This window comes from Mycobacterium sp. 1165178.9, from assembly GCF_001673555.1.
Lineage (GTDB): Bacteria > Actinomycetota > Actinomycetes > Mycobacteriales > Mycobacteriaceae > Mycobacterium.
Genome location: NZ_LZMB01000291.1, coordinates 1 through 14,801, shown reverse-complemented (window position 1 = coordinate 14,801; position 14,801 = coordinate 1). Strand labels below are relative to the sequence as shown.

Annotated in this window: 13 protein-coding genes; 7 read left to right on the top strand and 6 right to left on the bottom strand. The window is 63.3% G+C overall.

Translation table 11 applies throughout. The features are described from left to right. Positions 1-93: 93 nt before the first annotated feature. From A5652_RS12430 to A5652_RS12420, 3 genes are all read left to right on the top strand, one after another. Positions 94-1,707, top strand: coding sequence for a class I adenylate-forming enzyme family protein (locus A5652_RS12430; protein ID WP_067351278.1), 1,614 nt, complete (start codon positions 94-96; stop codon positions 1,705-1,707). Between the two features lie 88 nt (positions 1,708-1,795). Next, a complete protein-coding gene (locus A5652_RS12425; RefSeq protein ID WP_067351186.1) occupies positions 1,796-2,572 on the top strand; it encodes an SDR family oxidoreductase in 777 nt (258 codons plus the stop codon). A 90-nt stretch (positions 2,573-2,662) separates the two neighbouring features. After that, positions 2,663-3,742 (top strand): dihydrodipicolinate reductase, encoded by a 1,080-nt coding sequence (locus A5652_RS12420; protein WP_067351273.1) that lies wholly within the window; start codon positions 2,663-2,665, stop codon positions 3,740-3,742. Here A5652_RS12420 and A5652_RS12415 read toward each other — a convergent pair. The 3 genes from A5652_RS12415 to A5652_RS12405 all read right to left on the bottom strand — a co-directional run bounded on the left by A5652_RS12415 (position 3,739) and on the right by A5652_RS12405 (position 7,118). Next, complete coding sequence (locus tag A5652_RS12415) at positions 3,739-4,638, bottom strand: dihydrodipicolinate reductase (protein WP_067351270.1); 900 nt, start codon at positions 4,636-4,638, stop codon at positions 3,739-3,741. The genes A5652_RS12420 and A5652_RS12415 overlap by 4 nt on opposite strands. 205 nt (positions 4,639-4,843) lie before the next feature. Continuing rightward, on the bottom strand, positions 4,844-5,929 hold the full coding sequence (locus A5652_RS12410; protein WP_232001173.1) for a spirocyclase AveC family protein: 1,086 nt from the start codon (positions 5,927-5,929) through the stop codon (positions 4,844-4,846). Then, the gene (locus tag A5652_RS12405; protein ID WP_067351181.1) at positions 5,922-7,118 is read right to left on the bottom strand and encodes a cytochrome P450; all 1,197 of its coding nucleotides are present in this window, start codon (positions 7,116-7,118) and stop codon (positions 5,922-5,924) included. Before A5652_RS12405 ends, A5652_RS12410 begins: the two co-directional genes overlap by 8 nt. 170 nt (positions 7,119-7,288) lie before the next feature. Here A5652_RS12405 and A5652_RS12400 point away from each other — a divergent pair, with 170 nt between their 5' ends. Further along, entirely contained in the window at positions 7,289-8,323 is a 1,035-nt protein-coding gene (locus A5652_RS12400; RefSeq protein ID WP_067351267.1) for a dihydrodipicolinate reductase, read from the top strand. Here A5652_RS12400 and A5652_RS12395 read toward each other — a convergent pair. Both A5652_RS12395 and A5652_RS12390 read right to left on the bottom strand, forming a co-directional pair. Further along, complete coding sequence (locus A5652_RS12395) at positions 8,320-9,366, bottom strand: dihydrodipicolinate reductase (protein ID WP_067351178.1); 1,047 nt, start codon at positions 9,364-9,366, stop codon at positions 8,320-8,322. The genes A5652_RS12400 and A5652_RS12395 overlap by 4 nt on opposite strands. 12 nt (positions 9,367-9,378) lie before the next feature. After that, the gene (locus A5652_RS12390) at positions 9,379-10,617 is read right to left on the bottom strand and encodes a cytochrome P450 (protein WP_067351176.1); all 1,239 of its coding nucleotides are present in this window, start codon (positions 10,615-10,617) and stop codon (positions 9,379-9,381) included. A 139-nt stretch (positions 10,618-10,756) separates the two neighbouring features. On the opposite strand from A5652_RS12390, the gene A5652_RS12385 reads away from it, so the two are divergent. Then, a complete protein-coding gene (locus tag A5652_RS12385) occupies positions 10,757-11,836 on the top strand; it encodes a dihydrodipicolinate synthase (RefSeq protein ID WP_067351174.1) in 1,080 nt (359 codons plus the stop codon). On the opposite strand, the gene A5652_RS12380 is transcribed toward A5652_RS12385, so the two are convergent. Then, positions 11,807-12,952 (bottom strand): ABC transporter substrate-binding protein, encoded by a 1,146-nt coding sequence (locus tag A5652_RS12380; RefSeq protein ID WP_067351172.1) that lies wholly within the window; start codon positions 12,950-12,952, stop codon positions 11,807-11,809. The two genes, A5652_RS12385 and A5652_RS12380, sit on opposite strands and share 30 nt — an antisense overlap. A gap of 99 nt (positions 12,953-13,051) precedes the next feature. Here A5652_RS12380 and A5652_RS12375 point away from each other — a divergent pair, with 99 nt between their 5' ends. Next, the gene (locus A5652_RS12375) at positions 13,052-14,155 is read left to right on the top strand and encodes a dihydrodipicolinate reductase (RefSeq protein WP_067351169.1); all 1,104 of its coding nucleotides are present in this window, start codon (positions 13,052-13,054) and stop codon (positions 14,153-14,155) included. A gap of 39 nt (positions 14,156-14,194) precedes the next feature. Then, positions 14,195-14,801 (top strand): TetR/AcrR family transcriptional regulator (locus A5652_RS12370; RefSeq protein ID WP_067351166.1); only part of this gene is annotated, 607 nt, incomplete at its 3' end.

Here is a 14,801-nt window from a genome sequence, read left to right as displayed (position 1 = left end):
GTTCGACGACGTTACGACCGAGAACCGGTGTTCTCGTTTCATGGAAAGGCAACTATCCTGTTGAGGCCCAATGAACAGGAGGATGACGACCACATGCCCTTCCCGACGATCATGCCTACGGTCCCCGCCCTGGTGAGATCGTCTGCAGAGCGTTTCGGCGACAAGCCGTTCCTCATCGCCGACGGGCACGTGCTGACATATGTCGATCTCGACGTGCGGTCGTCGCAGTTGGCGATGGCGCTGCTCGCCGAGGGTATCGGAAAGGGCGACCACATCGGGCTTCTGATGCCCAACAGCGTGGAATGGGCGCTCGCCTGGTTCGCGGCCACCCGTATCGGTGTCATCGCCGTTCCGCTCAACACGTTCTACAAGGCATCCGAATTGGCCTGGACCGCCCGTCACGCTGACCTGAAGGCGGTCTTGGCATGGTCCGCCTTCCGCAACCACGATTTCGTCGAGCGGATCGAGGAGGCGTTACCGGGTCTCGCGGAACAGCGTGAACCGGGCCGCATCGTCCTGCACAAGACGCCTTTTCTGCGCACGATCGGGGTGTGGGGACCGTGCGACCGGGCCTGGGCGACAGTATTTGAGGACAAAAAACTACCGTTAGGCATCGACGCCGATTTCCTTATCGATGTCGAGTCCTGCGTGACCCCGGCGGACGAGGCGATGATCATTTACACCTCGGGCAGTACTGGTGACCCGAAGGCGCCGGTACACACACAGGGCACCCTGGTTCGCCACAGCTATAACCTCACCTTCCAGTACGGCATCACCGCCGATAGCGTCTTGTTTACCGCAATGCCGTTTTTCTGGGTGGGCGGGTTGATCACCGGATTGCAGGCTGTGATTCACCACGGAGCAACGCTCGTCACTCAGCCGGCGTTTGATGCGGCAGAGGCCCTGGAATTGATGGAGCGGTATCGCGCGACGATCGCGCTCGGTTGGCCACAGCAGGGCAAGTCTTTGTCGGAGCATCCCGATTTCGCCGGGCGCGACCTGAGTTCGGTGCAGCGCACCAGTATGCCCGCGATGGTGCCGCCGGACCGGCGACCCAAGGGGCCGAATGCCCTTGGAATGACAGAACTGTGCGGCAACCACATTGGCGTGGACCCTTATCCGCCACAACCGCCGGATCGAGCTGAGACCGGAGGGTTTTCGATCGAAGGTCTCAGCCACATCCTCGTCGATCCCGAGACCGGTGTACCGGTCCCCCTCGGGACGACCGGTGAGATCTGGGTTCGCGGTTACTCGTTGATGCAGCGCCTCTACAAGCGTGAGCGCGAGGATGTGTTCACTGCGAGCGGGTACTACCGGACCGGTGATTGCGGCGTCGAGTACGACGACGGCTGGATCAAATTCACCGGTCGGTTGGGTGATCTGATCAAGACGGGCGGCGGAACCAACGTCACACCGAGCGAAGTGGAACTGGCACTTGCCGATTGCGACGGCGTGCTCGAAGCGTACGTGGTCGGCGTCGATAGCCCCGAGGACGGAACGGTGGTCGCGGCGGCGGTGGTGCCCCGGGGCGATTCGACGCTCGACGGCGAGTCATTGCGGGTGCAACTGCGGGGCCGACTTGCGGCATACAAGGTGCCGAAGGTTATCTGGGTTACCTCAAAGCAAGATCTTCCGTTCACCGCGACCGGAAAGGTCAAGAAGGCGGAGCTGGCGCAACAGCTCAGCGGACTGCTGGTGCGCCGCTGAGCGTTAAGTGGTTGCGGTGGACCCGTGCCGAGAATCTTTATTCTCACATGCGAGAATTGCCTCGACCACGGCACAAAGGGAGCGATTCATGAGCGACCGGCACTCCAGCATTGCAGGGACGCGGATGCTGATTATCGGGGCATCCTCGGGCATCGGACAGGCATTGGCCGTTGCCGCGCATTCCCGGGGCGCCAACGTGGCGCTCGCCGCGCGGCGGCTGGACCTCCTGGCGAAACTGGCCGATCAACTGCACGGATCGTCGCACGAGCTCGACGTGTCCGACCCCCGCGGTGTCGAATCCGTTGTTGGTGAGGTCGTGGCCAAATTCGGCAAGCTGGATGCGGTCGTGTTCACCAGCGCCGTCGTGCCCTTCGCGCTGATCGAAGAGACTGAAGTGGAGACTTGGCTGTATGCGTACGCCGTCAATGCCGTTGGTGCTTCCCATGTGCTGCGTGCGACCCTCCCCCATCTGGCGGACAACGCGGTCGTCATTGTCGCGTCGAGCCACGACGTTGGCCGGCCTCGCGCGGGTGTGGCCGCCTATCACGCCAGCAAGGCGGCGCTCGACGAGATCCTGCGGTCCTGGCGGGCCGAGCATCCCGATCTCGCCGTGATCCGGGTCAGCGTCGGCCCCACCGCCGACACCGAAATCCTGCGCGGAGCCGACCGGGACCTACTGGCCGATCTGTACCGTGCATGGGTGGTACACGGCCAGATTCCAGACGAGATGTCCACAGTCGAAGACGTGGCCAATGCCATGCTCTCCCTGATTGCCATTTCACGTGCCAACCCCACGGTGGTCAGCGAAATCGTGCACCTCGCGCCCCGAATTATCAAGCGCCAACAGGCTCCGGCATGCAGCTGATTGCGATAGGAGCAGTGATGGGCATCCGGGAACCGAAATCGGAACTGTCCATTCCCGATCTGTGATCGAGTACGAGTAGGAGCAATGGCCATGACCACCAAACCGTTACGCGTTGCCGTCATTTCCACCGGTTGGATCAGCAGCCTGGCGATACGCGCGATCGTGCGGCGTCCGCACCTCGAGCTGGTCGGGGTATGGGTGCACAGCGCGGAGAAGACAGGACGCGACGCCGGCGAGATCGTCGGGCTGGGTCCGATCGGAGTGACGACGACCGACGACCTCGACGACATCATCGCGTTAAAGCCCGATTGCGTCGTCTACGGTGCGGCCAGCGCCGAGATGGATGCCGCGGCGGTGCGCGACTACGTGCGGCTGCTCGGCGGCGGCCTCAACGTCGTCACGACCAACACACCCGGAATGATGTTCCCCGACAGATGGATTCCCGAGCTGGCCAGCCAGGTGCGCGAGGCGGCCTTGTCGGGCGGGGTGACCATCTACACCTCGGGTATCGAGCCGGGCTTCGCCGGTGATCAGTTCGCGGTGTTGCTGACGACCCTGTCGAACACGATCCGGTCTATTCGCGCGCAGGAGATCTTCGACTACTCGGCCTATCCGAATGAGGACTTGATGGTTACTGCAATGGGATTCGGCAAGCCGCTGGACTTCACTCCGCTGCTTGAACTCGAGGGTGCCCAGCAGTTCGCCTGGGGGCCGCCCATCGGCTTGGTCGCCAAAGCGCTCGGCGTTGAGCTCGACGAGGTCACCGAGTCCTACGAACGCGTGATCACCCCGCGTGATCTGCATGTAGCGTGCGGGACCATTCCCGCCGGGACAGTTGGCGCCGTCCGCGCCGAAACCACCGGCGTGGTCAACGGTCAGCCGGTGATCACTATCGAACACATCAACCGCATGGCTCCCGACCTGGCCCCGGAGTGGGCGACAGCACCCAACGGCACATACCGCCTCATCATCGAGGGCCAACCTCATATGCAGTGCGACCTACGGCTCGGCACCGAGGACACTCCAGAGTCGGCCAATGACAACGCAATGGAGGCAACTGCCATGCGCGTCGTCAACGCCATCCCCTACGTCATCGACGCCGTGCCGGGGATCGCGACGTCGCTGGACCTGCCGATCACCGCACCGCTCAACGCAATAGACGTCGGCTAGATACGCGACTGCCTGCTCACGATCGAGGGTCCCGACAGCGGATTGGCAATCACGCCAGGCGGGGCTTTGACGACGTCCGGAATCGCGTTGACAGCGGCCATGGCGGTGACCGCGACGCCTGGGTTCACCCGGTCCGTTGCCGACTGCTCGAGATGCAACTCCAGGCTCATATTCGGACTGCCCTGAACGCGGAACACCATGCCGCCTTCATCCTCGCGGGCCGGCTTCGGCCAGCGATCCGGCCATGGCGTGCTGCTGACCGTCGCGAAGTATTGAACGGCGACAACCGGTCTCGCGCCGACCACACCGGCAAGTTGCCAGCGGTGGGCACAGATCGTCCCCTCGGGGATGACACCTAGGGCGGTGTCGAGATCTGTCGGCGCGAGCAGCGTCTCCCAATCCAGTTCTATCCGGTCGAGCTCGAAACCCAGGATGTCGGCGATGTAACGCACCACGGTGTCCCAGTCCTTATTCACCTTTCCCGAGGCGATGCGAACCGGCACATGACCGTCGGGCTTCCCGAAGCCCATCGACTCGTGCAAGACGTCCCAGATCGGATACGCCTTGTCCAGGTCGAGCGCGTACTCGTCCATTCGATACGAGTCGACCCGTCCTGCCCCTGCGAAGAGAGCGGTGGGAATGTTCAGGCTGATGAAACCCGGCTCACTGCCGGTCGCGTAGAACGTCGAGTTACCCTTTCGGGCTGCGCTTTCCAGCACTTCTCGCCATGCGGTGGGGGCGGCGGCCGGATAGACCATCGGGATGGTCGAGAACGTCACCACGTTGATGCCCGCCTCGAGGTAGCCGGCGATGTCGGCGATGGCTTCGCCTTCGCGTCGGACCGCCGTCGCGCAGTAGGCGACACAGTCCGGAGCCAGCGCCAAGACCGCTGACATGTCGCCGGTTGCGCTTACACCGACATCCGCAGTCCCGCAGAGTTGACCCGCATCCACCCCGACTTTCTCCGGTGTCGACACCCTGACGCCCACGAGTTCCAGCAGAGGATCGTCGATGATTGCCCGCAACGCCTCGCGGCCAGTCAGTCCAGTACCGACGTGGACGACGCGGTAGCGTCCCTTACCTTCCGTCGCCAATGTTTCACTACTCCTTAGCATTTCGATAGAACGGCCCGGGCTTGCCCGCGTTTTGCAGATGGCCGTAGGGGTCGTAGACCTTGACACTCGGATAGGGGTTCTGCTCGTAGGCGGGCTCGGACAATCCTGCCGCCCGCAGGCCCGCGAGCACCGCCAGCGGCATTGCGAACGACACCAGGCCCACCGTCACCGAGATCAGCAACTGTCGGGTCAACGTCAGCTTCGGACGTCCTTGCCGCGCAGGCATCAAGGCCGCGATACGGCTGATCAGCAACAGTTCGCCTTCGTCGTCGCGAACGCACATCACCGCGACCATCGCGAAGATGAACGAGTCGTACACCGCCATGATCAGTGGGAAATAGACATGCCCCACGCGCAGCACGGGGCCGACGGCTTCCGTGTAGAAGAAGATGCCGCACCTCATCCAGGTGAGTTGAACCAGTCCGTTGATGGGAATTGTGATGACGGCCGCGCCGAGGAAGACCGAGACAAGCCGATGGCGCGCAAGCCAACTCGTCCGCGGGATCAGCGGATCGACGATTCGGTCATGCAGTTGGAGGATGGCGAGGCCGGTGAGCAGATAGTAGGCGGCATAGCCGCCCAGGAATGCCAGCGCCGGTTCGAGATTCGGCGATATGTTGACATACGGCCAGGTCAGCGGGAAGTGCAGCATGCGCGGATCGAAGATCGCGAACGTTGCCCAGTTGGCGAGAGGATCGAGCGCGCCGGTGATCAACCCGGCGAAGGCGATCACCACCGCCCAGTGCACCTTGCGTTGCCTATAGGACAGCCATACCAGCGTGGCGATCAGGCCGATCGCCATCGGAACCGAGCTGATAGACACGGCGAGCGGCCAGTTGTCGAAGCCGAGGAACGGTGGATAGGGCGCGGCATTCGGACGTGGATTGGTCCTCGTCGGGTCGCCGTGCAGACCGGATTGAATTGTCGCGATGGTGACGACCGCGAAGGCCAGGTAGGCGACGATGAACAGCCCCCAGCCCGCTCGTGCCGGCCATCGCGAGAACCGAGGCGTGGTCACATCGGTGGCGTGAGCATCTGGGTTGCTGTCGACGGTATTCGTCATGTCAGACATGCACTGGCAGGCTCGCCCAGCCGCGGACGCTGGTGGTGTGAGCGCGTTTGGCGTTGTGGTAGTCGACTTCCCAGTCGGGCCATCTGGTGAGCACTTCCTCAAGCGCGATGCGTGCCTGAACCCGCGCCAGCGCAGCACCCAGGCAGAAGTGGATGCCGTGCCCGAAGGACAGATGTGCCACCCGCCGGTGGATGTCGAATCGGTCGGCGTCGACGAATTGGCGTTCATCGCGGTTCGCGGATCCATTGAGCAGCAACATCACCGACCCTTCGGGTACCGTCTGCCCATAATGTTCGACGTCACGGGCCACATGGCGCGCCTGCACGGGTGACGGGGCCTCGTAGCGCAGCACTTCCTCGACCGCCCCGGGAATCAGGCTGAAATCCGCTGCGAGCTCTCGGCGCTGGTCGGGGTGATCGGACAACAGCTGCCCGGCGAAGCCGATCAACCGCGTCGTGGTCTCGTTGCCGGCGCCCACGACAGTGCCCGTGTAGGTCAGCACCTCTGCACGGGTCAACCGCCTGCGGCTACCGTCCGGTTCCTCGACCTCGGCGTTGACCAGTTCGGTCATCAGATCATCGGAGGGGTGGTCGTAGCGCCAGTCGATGAACTCCTCCAGCATCGATCCCTGACGCGTCAGCATGTCATCGGCCACCTGGACGAGCCCGCCGTCTTTCAATTCGAGGAGCCGGTCGGTGTTCCGCCGGATCGCGATCTGCCTGTCCTCAGGTATGCCCAGCAGGTACCCGATCGTGCGCATCGGCATCCACGCGCCGAGGTCGGCGATGAAGTCGAATGTGTCGGCGTCCAAAAGGGGCTCCAGCGCGCGCCGGCAGAACTCCCTGGCCAGCGGTTCGATGGCCGCCATCCGACGCGGCGTGAACACCCCTGACAGCAATCGCCGGTGCGCATCGTGAATCGGCGGGTCCTCGAACAGGATGATCCCGGGAGGCACCTCGACCCCGTTGAGAATGATGTCGATGGTGGTGCCTTTACCGGACCGGTAGTCATTCCAATTCACCAACTCGCGCGCGACATCTCCGTGCCTGCTCAACGCGTAAAAGCCGTATTTGTCGTTGTAGTAGAGCGGCGCGGCATCACGCATCTGTTTCCACACGGGATACGGGTCATTGTCGATCTCGAAGTCGAAAGGGTCATAGTACGGATCAACCTTCACCCTGTATGTCACAGGACGAGAATAGGCGTTATCGGCTGCCGTAACGACTTTTTGCCTTACGAACATCGATGCGACCGATACATTAAAGGTCCGCGATGGGGACGTGAAGGGAGCGACGCTTGACCGCCAGCACCCGTCCGCTACGAATCATCCAATGGGCCACCGGCGCCGTGGGCACCGAGATGGTCACGACCATCCTCGATCACCGGCCAGACATCCAGTTGGTGGGCGCGCGGGTCTATGCCGATGCCAAGAACGGCGTAGACATCGGAACCCTGGTCGGCAGAGAGCCGATCGGCGTCACCGCAACTACCGATGTCGCTCAGATCCTCGCGCTCGAAGCCGACCTGGTGTTGTACGCACCGTCCTTCACCAGTATCGACGATATCTGTGCATTGTTGGAGAGCGGGAAGAACGTGGCAACGCCGGCGTTCCTATTCCACCCGCGACGCATCCCCGAAGCCGACCGCGTTCGCCTGCAGGCCGCATGCGACAAAGGCAACAGCACCATCCACGGCAGCGGCCTCAATCCAGGCAACCTGTCCGGCGTGCTGCCCCTGGCGCTGTCCGGGATGAGCCGCACGATCGATCGGATCATGCTGCAGGAGCGGGCCGACTGGACGCTGTGGGATAGCACCGAGATCACCTTCGACGGAATGTGGTTCGGTCGGCCAATCGAGGAGGTCACGCCGACAGCCAACGAGTACCTCAGGTTCTTGACGAGACTGTTCGTCGAGCAGACCTGGTTCATCTCCGACACCCTGAACGCAGACATCGACGATGTCTCAGTCACGCTTGAGACCGTCCCGGCGACAAAGGACTTGCAGATCTTCGACTACGTTGTCGCGGCTGGCACCACCGCCGGGCAGCGATGGAATTTCGTCGGCCATCGCAACGGCGAGACGCTAGTCGAGTTCGAGACGCTATGGACGCTCGGCGGTGAATACCCGGAGCACTGGCCCAAACCTCTTGACGGCTGGACGCTGACCATCGAGGGCGATCCATCCATGCGTACGCACTTCTTTCCCCTGGCCAGCTTTTCGCGCGAGGCCTCGATCGAGGAGCATGTCAGAGCTGGACTGATAACCGTCGCCATGCAGGTCGTCAACGCCATCCCAGCCGTGTGCGCCGCGCCGGCAGGGTTCGCGACCATGGCCGACCTCCCGCTGATCCGCAGCTACACCGGTTTCGGCAATCGAAGTCCGGGTGCGCTCTAGCCGTTTGTCCAGTGCGCGACAAACGGGGGGATCGTGGAAATGTCGTAAAGGCCCGGATCGGCCGCCACGACCATCGGTATCGCGTTGATCGCATGCATTGCGGTGGCCAAGCACCCTTGTTTGGAGTGGTCTTCGTCGTGCGAGCCGATCACGAGGTGGCACCTCAGATTCGGCTCGCCGTCGAAACTCACGTCGTAGCCGATATCGGTTGGCCACTCCGGCGCGAGGTCATCTGCCATGCGGGTGAGGTGCTCGACAGCCAATATGGTTGCGCCGCAATCGACCTCGACACCGAATCGCATGGCGGCCACGGTGCCCGCGGAGATCTCGCCGGCGGCCACCGTCAACACTCGCGGCGTGGTCCGGACGTCGCGGAAACCCTGAACGGACCTGATCTGCAGCCCCAACGACTGCGCGAGCACAGTGGCACTGCCGATCCAGGCGCTCGCCGCGTACTCCGTGTTGGCCAGCAGCGGCGTCGTGTCGTCGGGAGTATGCCCGAAACCCATGGCGTTGAAGATCAGATCGTGGCTGGCGTACGTCGAGTAGTCGAGCACTTCACGGACGCTGATCCGCCCGACGCGAGCGGTGAGTCGCGACAGGATGGGCGTGAGTGATTCGCCGAAGAATCCCGGATATAAGCCGACTCCGAGGAACGAGGATTGTCCTGTGCTACAGGCGTTCTCGATGCCGTCTGCCAACGATGCGTGCAGCGACCGGGGATGGATGAACCGGCTCCCGGTGGCCACGACGTTCTTGCCCGACGCGAGGAGCTCGCACACGTCGGCAAAACAGCCGGGCGTATCGGTCTCGACCTTGCCCATGTAGAGCACCACGTCCGCGTCAGTGTTGATGACCTCGCCGCGATCGGCGGTGGTGCGAAGTCCGACTTCGCCCGCACCGCACAGCGTGCCGGCGTCCACACCCGCCTTCGCGGTGTCGTACACGCGCACCCCGACCAGTTCCAGATCCGCCCGTTCGATGACGTGACGAAGCGACATCATCCCGGTAACGCCGGTCGCCCACTGGATCACCCGTGTCATGGCATATCGCTTTCAGTCCCATACCACGTCAAGGCGCGGCGGAGACCGGAACATCGTGCCGGTGATGTAGGGCGGCGCCGCATCCGGGTCGAGCCGCAGATCGGGGAGTTCATCGAATAACGCATTGAATATCTTGGTCGTCTCGAGCCTGGCCAGGTGCATACCGAGGCACACATGCGCTCCGTGAGCGAAGCCGATGTGCGGCTTGCGTTCCCGGAAGATGTCGAACCTCTCGGGTTCGTCCCATCGCGTTTCGTCGTGATTCGCGCTGCCCAGGCTGAGCATCATGGTCGCGCCCTTGGGAATATGTACGCCACCCATCTCGGTATCGGAGGTGACCTCCCGCATGAAATTGAGCAGCGGGGTTTCCCACCGAATCCCTTCCTCGATGGCCTGAGGTAGCAACGTGCGATCGTCGCGGACGGCGTTGAGTTGGTCGGGATGCGTCAAGAGCGCCAGGGCAAGACTGGCCGTCGACCGCGAGGTCGTCTCCGCGCCGGCGGGCAGCAGGTTGCGCATGAAACCGTAGATCTGTTCGTCGGACATCTTTACGCCGTTGACTTCGGCACCGGCCAGGATCGAAACCATGTCGTCCTTCGGGGCTTTGCGTCGGTCGGCAAGTATCCCGACGAAGTACTCCTTCATCTCGGCCGATGCCCGCAACGCACATTCCATGTCCCCGCGGAAGCCCAGCAGGTCGATGGCGAGTCGGTGAAACTGCAGCACATCGGCATCCGGAAGGCCCAGCAGTGCCGCGATCACCCGCACCGGGATCGGCATGAAAACCGCGTCGACGAGGTCGGCGCGCTTGGCGTCCTTGAATTTCGCGATGGTTTTGTCCACCAAGGGACCGACGAGTTCGGCGTCCCACCGCTTCATCGAAGAGCGAGCGAAGGCGAACTCATGCAGTTTGCGGTAGACCGCGTGTTCGGGTTCCTGCATCTCCAGGATCGTCGGACCCTGGAGTGGCCGGACGACATCTTCATAGCAGCGCGTGCTGAAGGTGATGTTGTCGGTGAAGATTGCCTTCACGGTGTCGAACGTGTAGGCGGTGAAGGTGGGCGGGCCGTCACCCGAATTGCCGACCATCCCCATCTCCGGCCAGCCGGCGTGCACCGGGCTCTGCGCACGGAGTTTCCTGAGCATCGGATATGGCGATGCGTCCCCGTCGGCACCCATACCTTGGTTGAATCTGTCCTGTGCGTCTCGAATGCTCTGTTCAAGCTGCTCGACAGTCGCCGGCTCGGCCATGTGACGACTCCTCACTCATGCATCGGCTCGCGCAACATACACCTTGCTGGTTGAAAACCTACATGATGTAGGTTGAGGGCACCAATAACTGTGGATCGCCGAAAGAGCAATCAGGAGCGTTCGATTGGCAACTCGAGTCGTGCAATGGGCTACGGGCGCGGTGGGCCGTGCCGCGCTCCAGGAACTGATTGAGAATCCCGATTACCAGTTGGTCGGTGTGCTGGTGTACGACCCCGCCAAGGCCGGGCAGGACGCCGGAACCTTGTGCGGGCTGCCACCCACCACCGGAGTGCTCGCCACATCGGACAAGGAGGAGATCTTCGCGCTGGGCGCCGACGTCGTCATCCACGCCGCCAGCAAGGCGCATGCCGTCGAAACCAACGCCGGAGATATCTGCCGACTACTCGCGTCGGGAACCAGTGTCATCACGACCACCTCGTACAACCATCTGCCCACCTACGGGGCGGAGACCGAGCGCGCCTTTCTCGCAGCCTGCCGCGCAGGCGGGTCCCGCTTCCACGCGGCGGGTGAGAATCCGGGCTTCATGTTCGAACGCCTGGTCGCCACGGTGACGGCGCTGTGCAAGAGCATCGACCGGATCGATCTCTACGAGGCCACCGACGTGTCGGCGGTCGACAGCAAACCGATGCTCGTCGACCTGATGGGCATGGGCAGACCGCCCGGAGATGTCAGCGTTGATTCCCCGATCATCAAGAAGCTCGACCTGGCCTATCGCCAGGCGCTCAACGCCACCGCCGACGTCCTTGGGATCACGCTGTCACATGTCGAGGTCTCGGTCGACGCAACGACACTCCCCCACGACCTCGAGGTCCGCGCCGGCACCATCGAAGCGGGAACTGTCGTGGGACAACGGTTCTCGTGGGTCGGCCATTGGTCTGACCGGCCGCTGCTTGCCATCCACGAGGAGTGGGTCCTTACCCGCGACCTCCCGCAGTGGGGCCTAAAGCCCCTCACTGCCGGCGAAAAGGCGCCGCTGATCCGGGCCGTCATCAAGGGAAGGCCCAGTTTCGAGTTGCAGCTGGATGTCGGATGGGACGGCGATCCGCCCACCGGTACGCACGCCGAGCCGGGGCATCTCATGATCGCGATGGGGGCGGTCCGCGCGATTCCCGACGTGCTGGCTGCGCCACCCGGCGTCGTCACCGCCCCGGTATTCGGTGCGATCCAGCTAGGGGGTGCCGACACCAACCGCGCGTGAGATGTGGTCGCTGGGCGCAGCGTGGAACACGTGCGCCGAACCATCCGGCAGCACCCGGCGCGCGATCAAATAGTCCGTTCCCATCCAGCCCTGCCGGATGTAGCGGCCGAATCGCAAAAAAGTCCCCGGCGCCCCACTGGCCGACGGGACCAGCTTGACCTGCTCGATGCCCTGCTTGACGCCATCTCCGGTCAACGGGCGCGCCGCAGCGAGCCCGCGCGCGATCACCGTCGCCACGTCGTGCGTCAGGCCGGGCATCGAATGTGCCGGCCTGCGACCAAATCGGGCCTCGAAACGATCCAGGAAGGCCTGCCCCACGAGGTTGCGTTCGTCGTAGCTGTCCAGCCCGACCCAGCCCGACAGCTGTCGCATCCACTCGGCGTTGATGTGCGCCATCTCGAATGCGGTGGTGGTGTACCGCGGCGGGTCCCACCCCGCCGCCAGCAGCGCGTCGGTGAAGCCCCACAACCCGTGGCCGAACCCGACATGCACCAGGGCGTCTGGCTCGGCATCCCGCAGCTCGTTGACGACCTTGGACTTGTCGGCTTCTACCTGCGGTATCGCGACCCTGCTCACGACCTTCAATCCGGCGACAGAATAAGCCTTTTCGGCGAACGCCAGGTACTCCTTGCCGATCAGAGATGCTTCGTAGGCGATGGCTATCCGCGACCGGCCGTCCCCGATCATCACGGCGGCCAGCATCACCGGCTCTTCGGGCATCGATCCGTTGTTGAGCGCAAACGTCCACTCGCCGAGCGCCCCCTCGGAGCCCGACAGGATGATGTTGGGAACCTTGGCCACTCGATCGGCGTGCGCGGCCAATGGCACCGCGTTGTCGGAGACATACGGACCGTAGATCGCGAGGCACCCCTCGGCGACCAGCTCGTCGTAGGCAGTCTCCACGGCGTGGTACGTGCCGTTGGGCAGGCCGATCACATGGCGTTCCACCAGTTCTATCGGCCGGTCGACCAGACCCGCGGCGACCGCCTCGTCGAAGACCAACTGCAGTGTGTCGAGAGTGTCGTTCTCGGTGCCGGCTTGGGTCGGATAATCGTTGAGCAAGCCCACTTTCAACGGCGCAACCGATCCGTACGCGCGAACCTTTTCGTCTGCCATTAGGGCAACATACAATACGAAGGTTGTCCGCCAGCCGACGGAAATGGGCGTTTACGAAACCGCATATACGAATTACCGGGTATTGGTAGCGTCGCCGCCATGTCCGTCGAATCGACCACCGGCAAGAAGTACCGCGTCATCCAGTGGGGCATGGGCAATGTCGGGACGCTCGCGCTGCGCCACATGGCGCACAACCCCGTCTTCAAAGTTGTCGGGGTGCTGTGCAATCGCCCGGAGAAGGTGGGCAAAGACGCCGGCGAGCTCGTCGGGCTTCCAGCCATCGGCGTTGTGGCCACCACCGACAAGAACGCGCTCGAGGCGTTAGACGCGGACTGCGTGTTCTATGCGCCCCTGTGGTCAGACATCGACGAGATCTGCCGACTGCTGCGCGGCGGCAAGAACGTCGTCGCCTCGGGTGGCGCGTGGTGGCACCGAACCGAGGTCAATGCGGCTGACATCGACAAGATAGAGCTCGCATGCGCCGAGGGCGCGACGTCGTTCCACGGCGGCGGAATCCATCCCGGCTACGCCGCGGACCTGCTAGTGCTCACCTTGGCCCGGATCGTCGGCAGGACCGACCACATCCACATCTACGAGGCGGTCAACTTCAACAAAGACACCTTGAAGTATCTGGACGAGATGGGATTTGGGAAGACACCGGACGAGTTCGCCAAGGGCAATCTCTTCGCCCACGCCTGGTCGCTGTTCGCGCAGTCGCTGACCATGGTGGTGGAAGGACTGGGCAAGACCGTGGAAAGGTTCACGACGGAGGTCAAGCTCGGCATCGCAACCCGCGACATCCCGTACGAGGGCACCGCGGATATGGACATGCCGGGGCTGAAGGGCGTGATCAAAATGGGAACCGTCGCCGCTCAGCATCATCTCTGGACGGCATGGGTGGACGGCAGGCCGTTCATCACGCTGCACGAGCTGTACTCGTTCATCGAACACGACGCCATCGAGCCCAAACCTGACTGGGAACCCTACTACCACTACAGGATCGTCATCGAGGGCGACCCGGGCACCGAACTGATTCTGCGCGGTGACCAAAACGCTCGCGACACCGCCAAACCCGGCTACGTCGGCTACGCCTGGACCGCAATGGAGCCCGTGAACACCATTCCCGCCATCTGCGACGCACCGCCGGGGTTCAAGTCCCACAGCGATCTCGGGCTGATGCCGGTGATCGGCATCGTGCGCTGAGCACTCAACATACAGGCTGAATGTTGCTACGATGCTGGAATGGCCAAGCGTGGTGGCGCCGACGTCGAGCGCCGGGCGAGGGGGGATAGGACTCGGCGCGATTTAGTCGACGCCGGTCGCGCGCTGTTTGTCGAGAAAGGATATTTCGAAACCAGTATTTCGGACCTGGTGACGAGGTCCGGTGTAGGCACTCGCGGTGCTTTTTACCACCACTTCAAGGACAAGGCCGAACTCTTTCGCGCGGTCTTCGAAGAGGTCGAACGCGACCTGACACTGCGATCGCTCGCCTCACCCCCGCAAGGCGCTGACGCATGGGAAAAGTTGGCCGTCGGGATGCGGGGATTCCTCGAGTCCGCTCTCGAACCGGAAGTGCAGCGCGTCATGCTCATCGACGGGCCGGTGGTGCTGGGTTGGCGGACGCTGCGGTCCATCCAGGAGAGCAACAGCATTGCCCTGATCAACGAGATGGTGGACGAAGCGATCGCCGAGGGCATTATCGACGACCACCCGGTCGGCGAGCTGACCCATCTACTGGTGGCGGCAGTCGAGGAGGCAGCGCTCCTCGTAGCGCACGCCGACCGCCCAGCCAAGGCGCGGGCCAGGGCTGCCAAGGTTCTCGACCGGCTCCTGCTGAGCTTCGCCGTCG

Excerpts from the sequence above, each read along its gene's own strand:
- A5652_RS12430 (WP_067351278.1), top strand. The coding sequence starts at position 94 with ATGCCCTTCCCGACGATCATGCCTACGGTCCCCGCCCTGGTGAGATCG.
- A5652_RS12425 (WP_067351186.1), top strand. The coding sequence starts at position 1,796 with ATGAGCGACCGGCACTCCAGCATTGCAGGGACGCGGATGCTGATTATC.
- A5652_RS12420 (WP_067351273.1), top strand. The coding sequence starts at position 2,663 with ATGACCACCAAACCGTTACGCGTTGCCGTCATTTCCACCGGTTGGATC.
- A5652_RS12415 (WP_067351270.1), bottom strand. The coding sequence starts at position 4,638 with ATGTCAGCGGTCTTGGCGCTGGCTCCGGACTGTGTCGCCTACTGCGCG.
- A5652_RS12410 (WP_232001173.1), bottom strand. The coding sequence starts at position 5,929 with ATGTCTGACATGACGAATACCGTCGACAGCAACCCAGATGCTCACGCC.
- A5652_RS12400 (WP_067351267.1), top strand. The coding sequence starts at position 7,289 with ATGGTCACGACCATCCTCGATCACCGGCCAGACATCCAGTTGGTGGGC.
- A5652_RS12395 (WP_067351178.1), bottom strand. The coding sequence starts at position 9,366 with ATGACACGGGTGATCCAGTGGGCGACCGGCGTTACCGGGATGATGTCG.
- A5652_RS12390 (WP_067351176.1), bottom strand. The coding sequence starts at position 10,617 with ATGGCCGAGCCGGCGACTGTCGAGCAGCTTGAACAGAGCATTCGAGAC.
- A5652_RS12380 (WP_067351172.1), bottom strand. The coding sequence starts at position 12,952 with ATGGCAGACGAAAAGGTTCGCGCGTACGGATCGGTTGCGCCGTTGAAA.
- A5652_RS12375 (WP_067351169.1), top strand. The coding sequence starts at position 13,052 with ATGTCCGTCGAATCGACCACCGGCAAGAAGTACCGCGTCATCCAGTGG.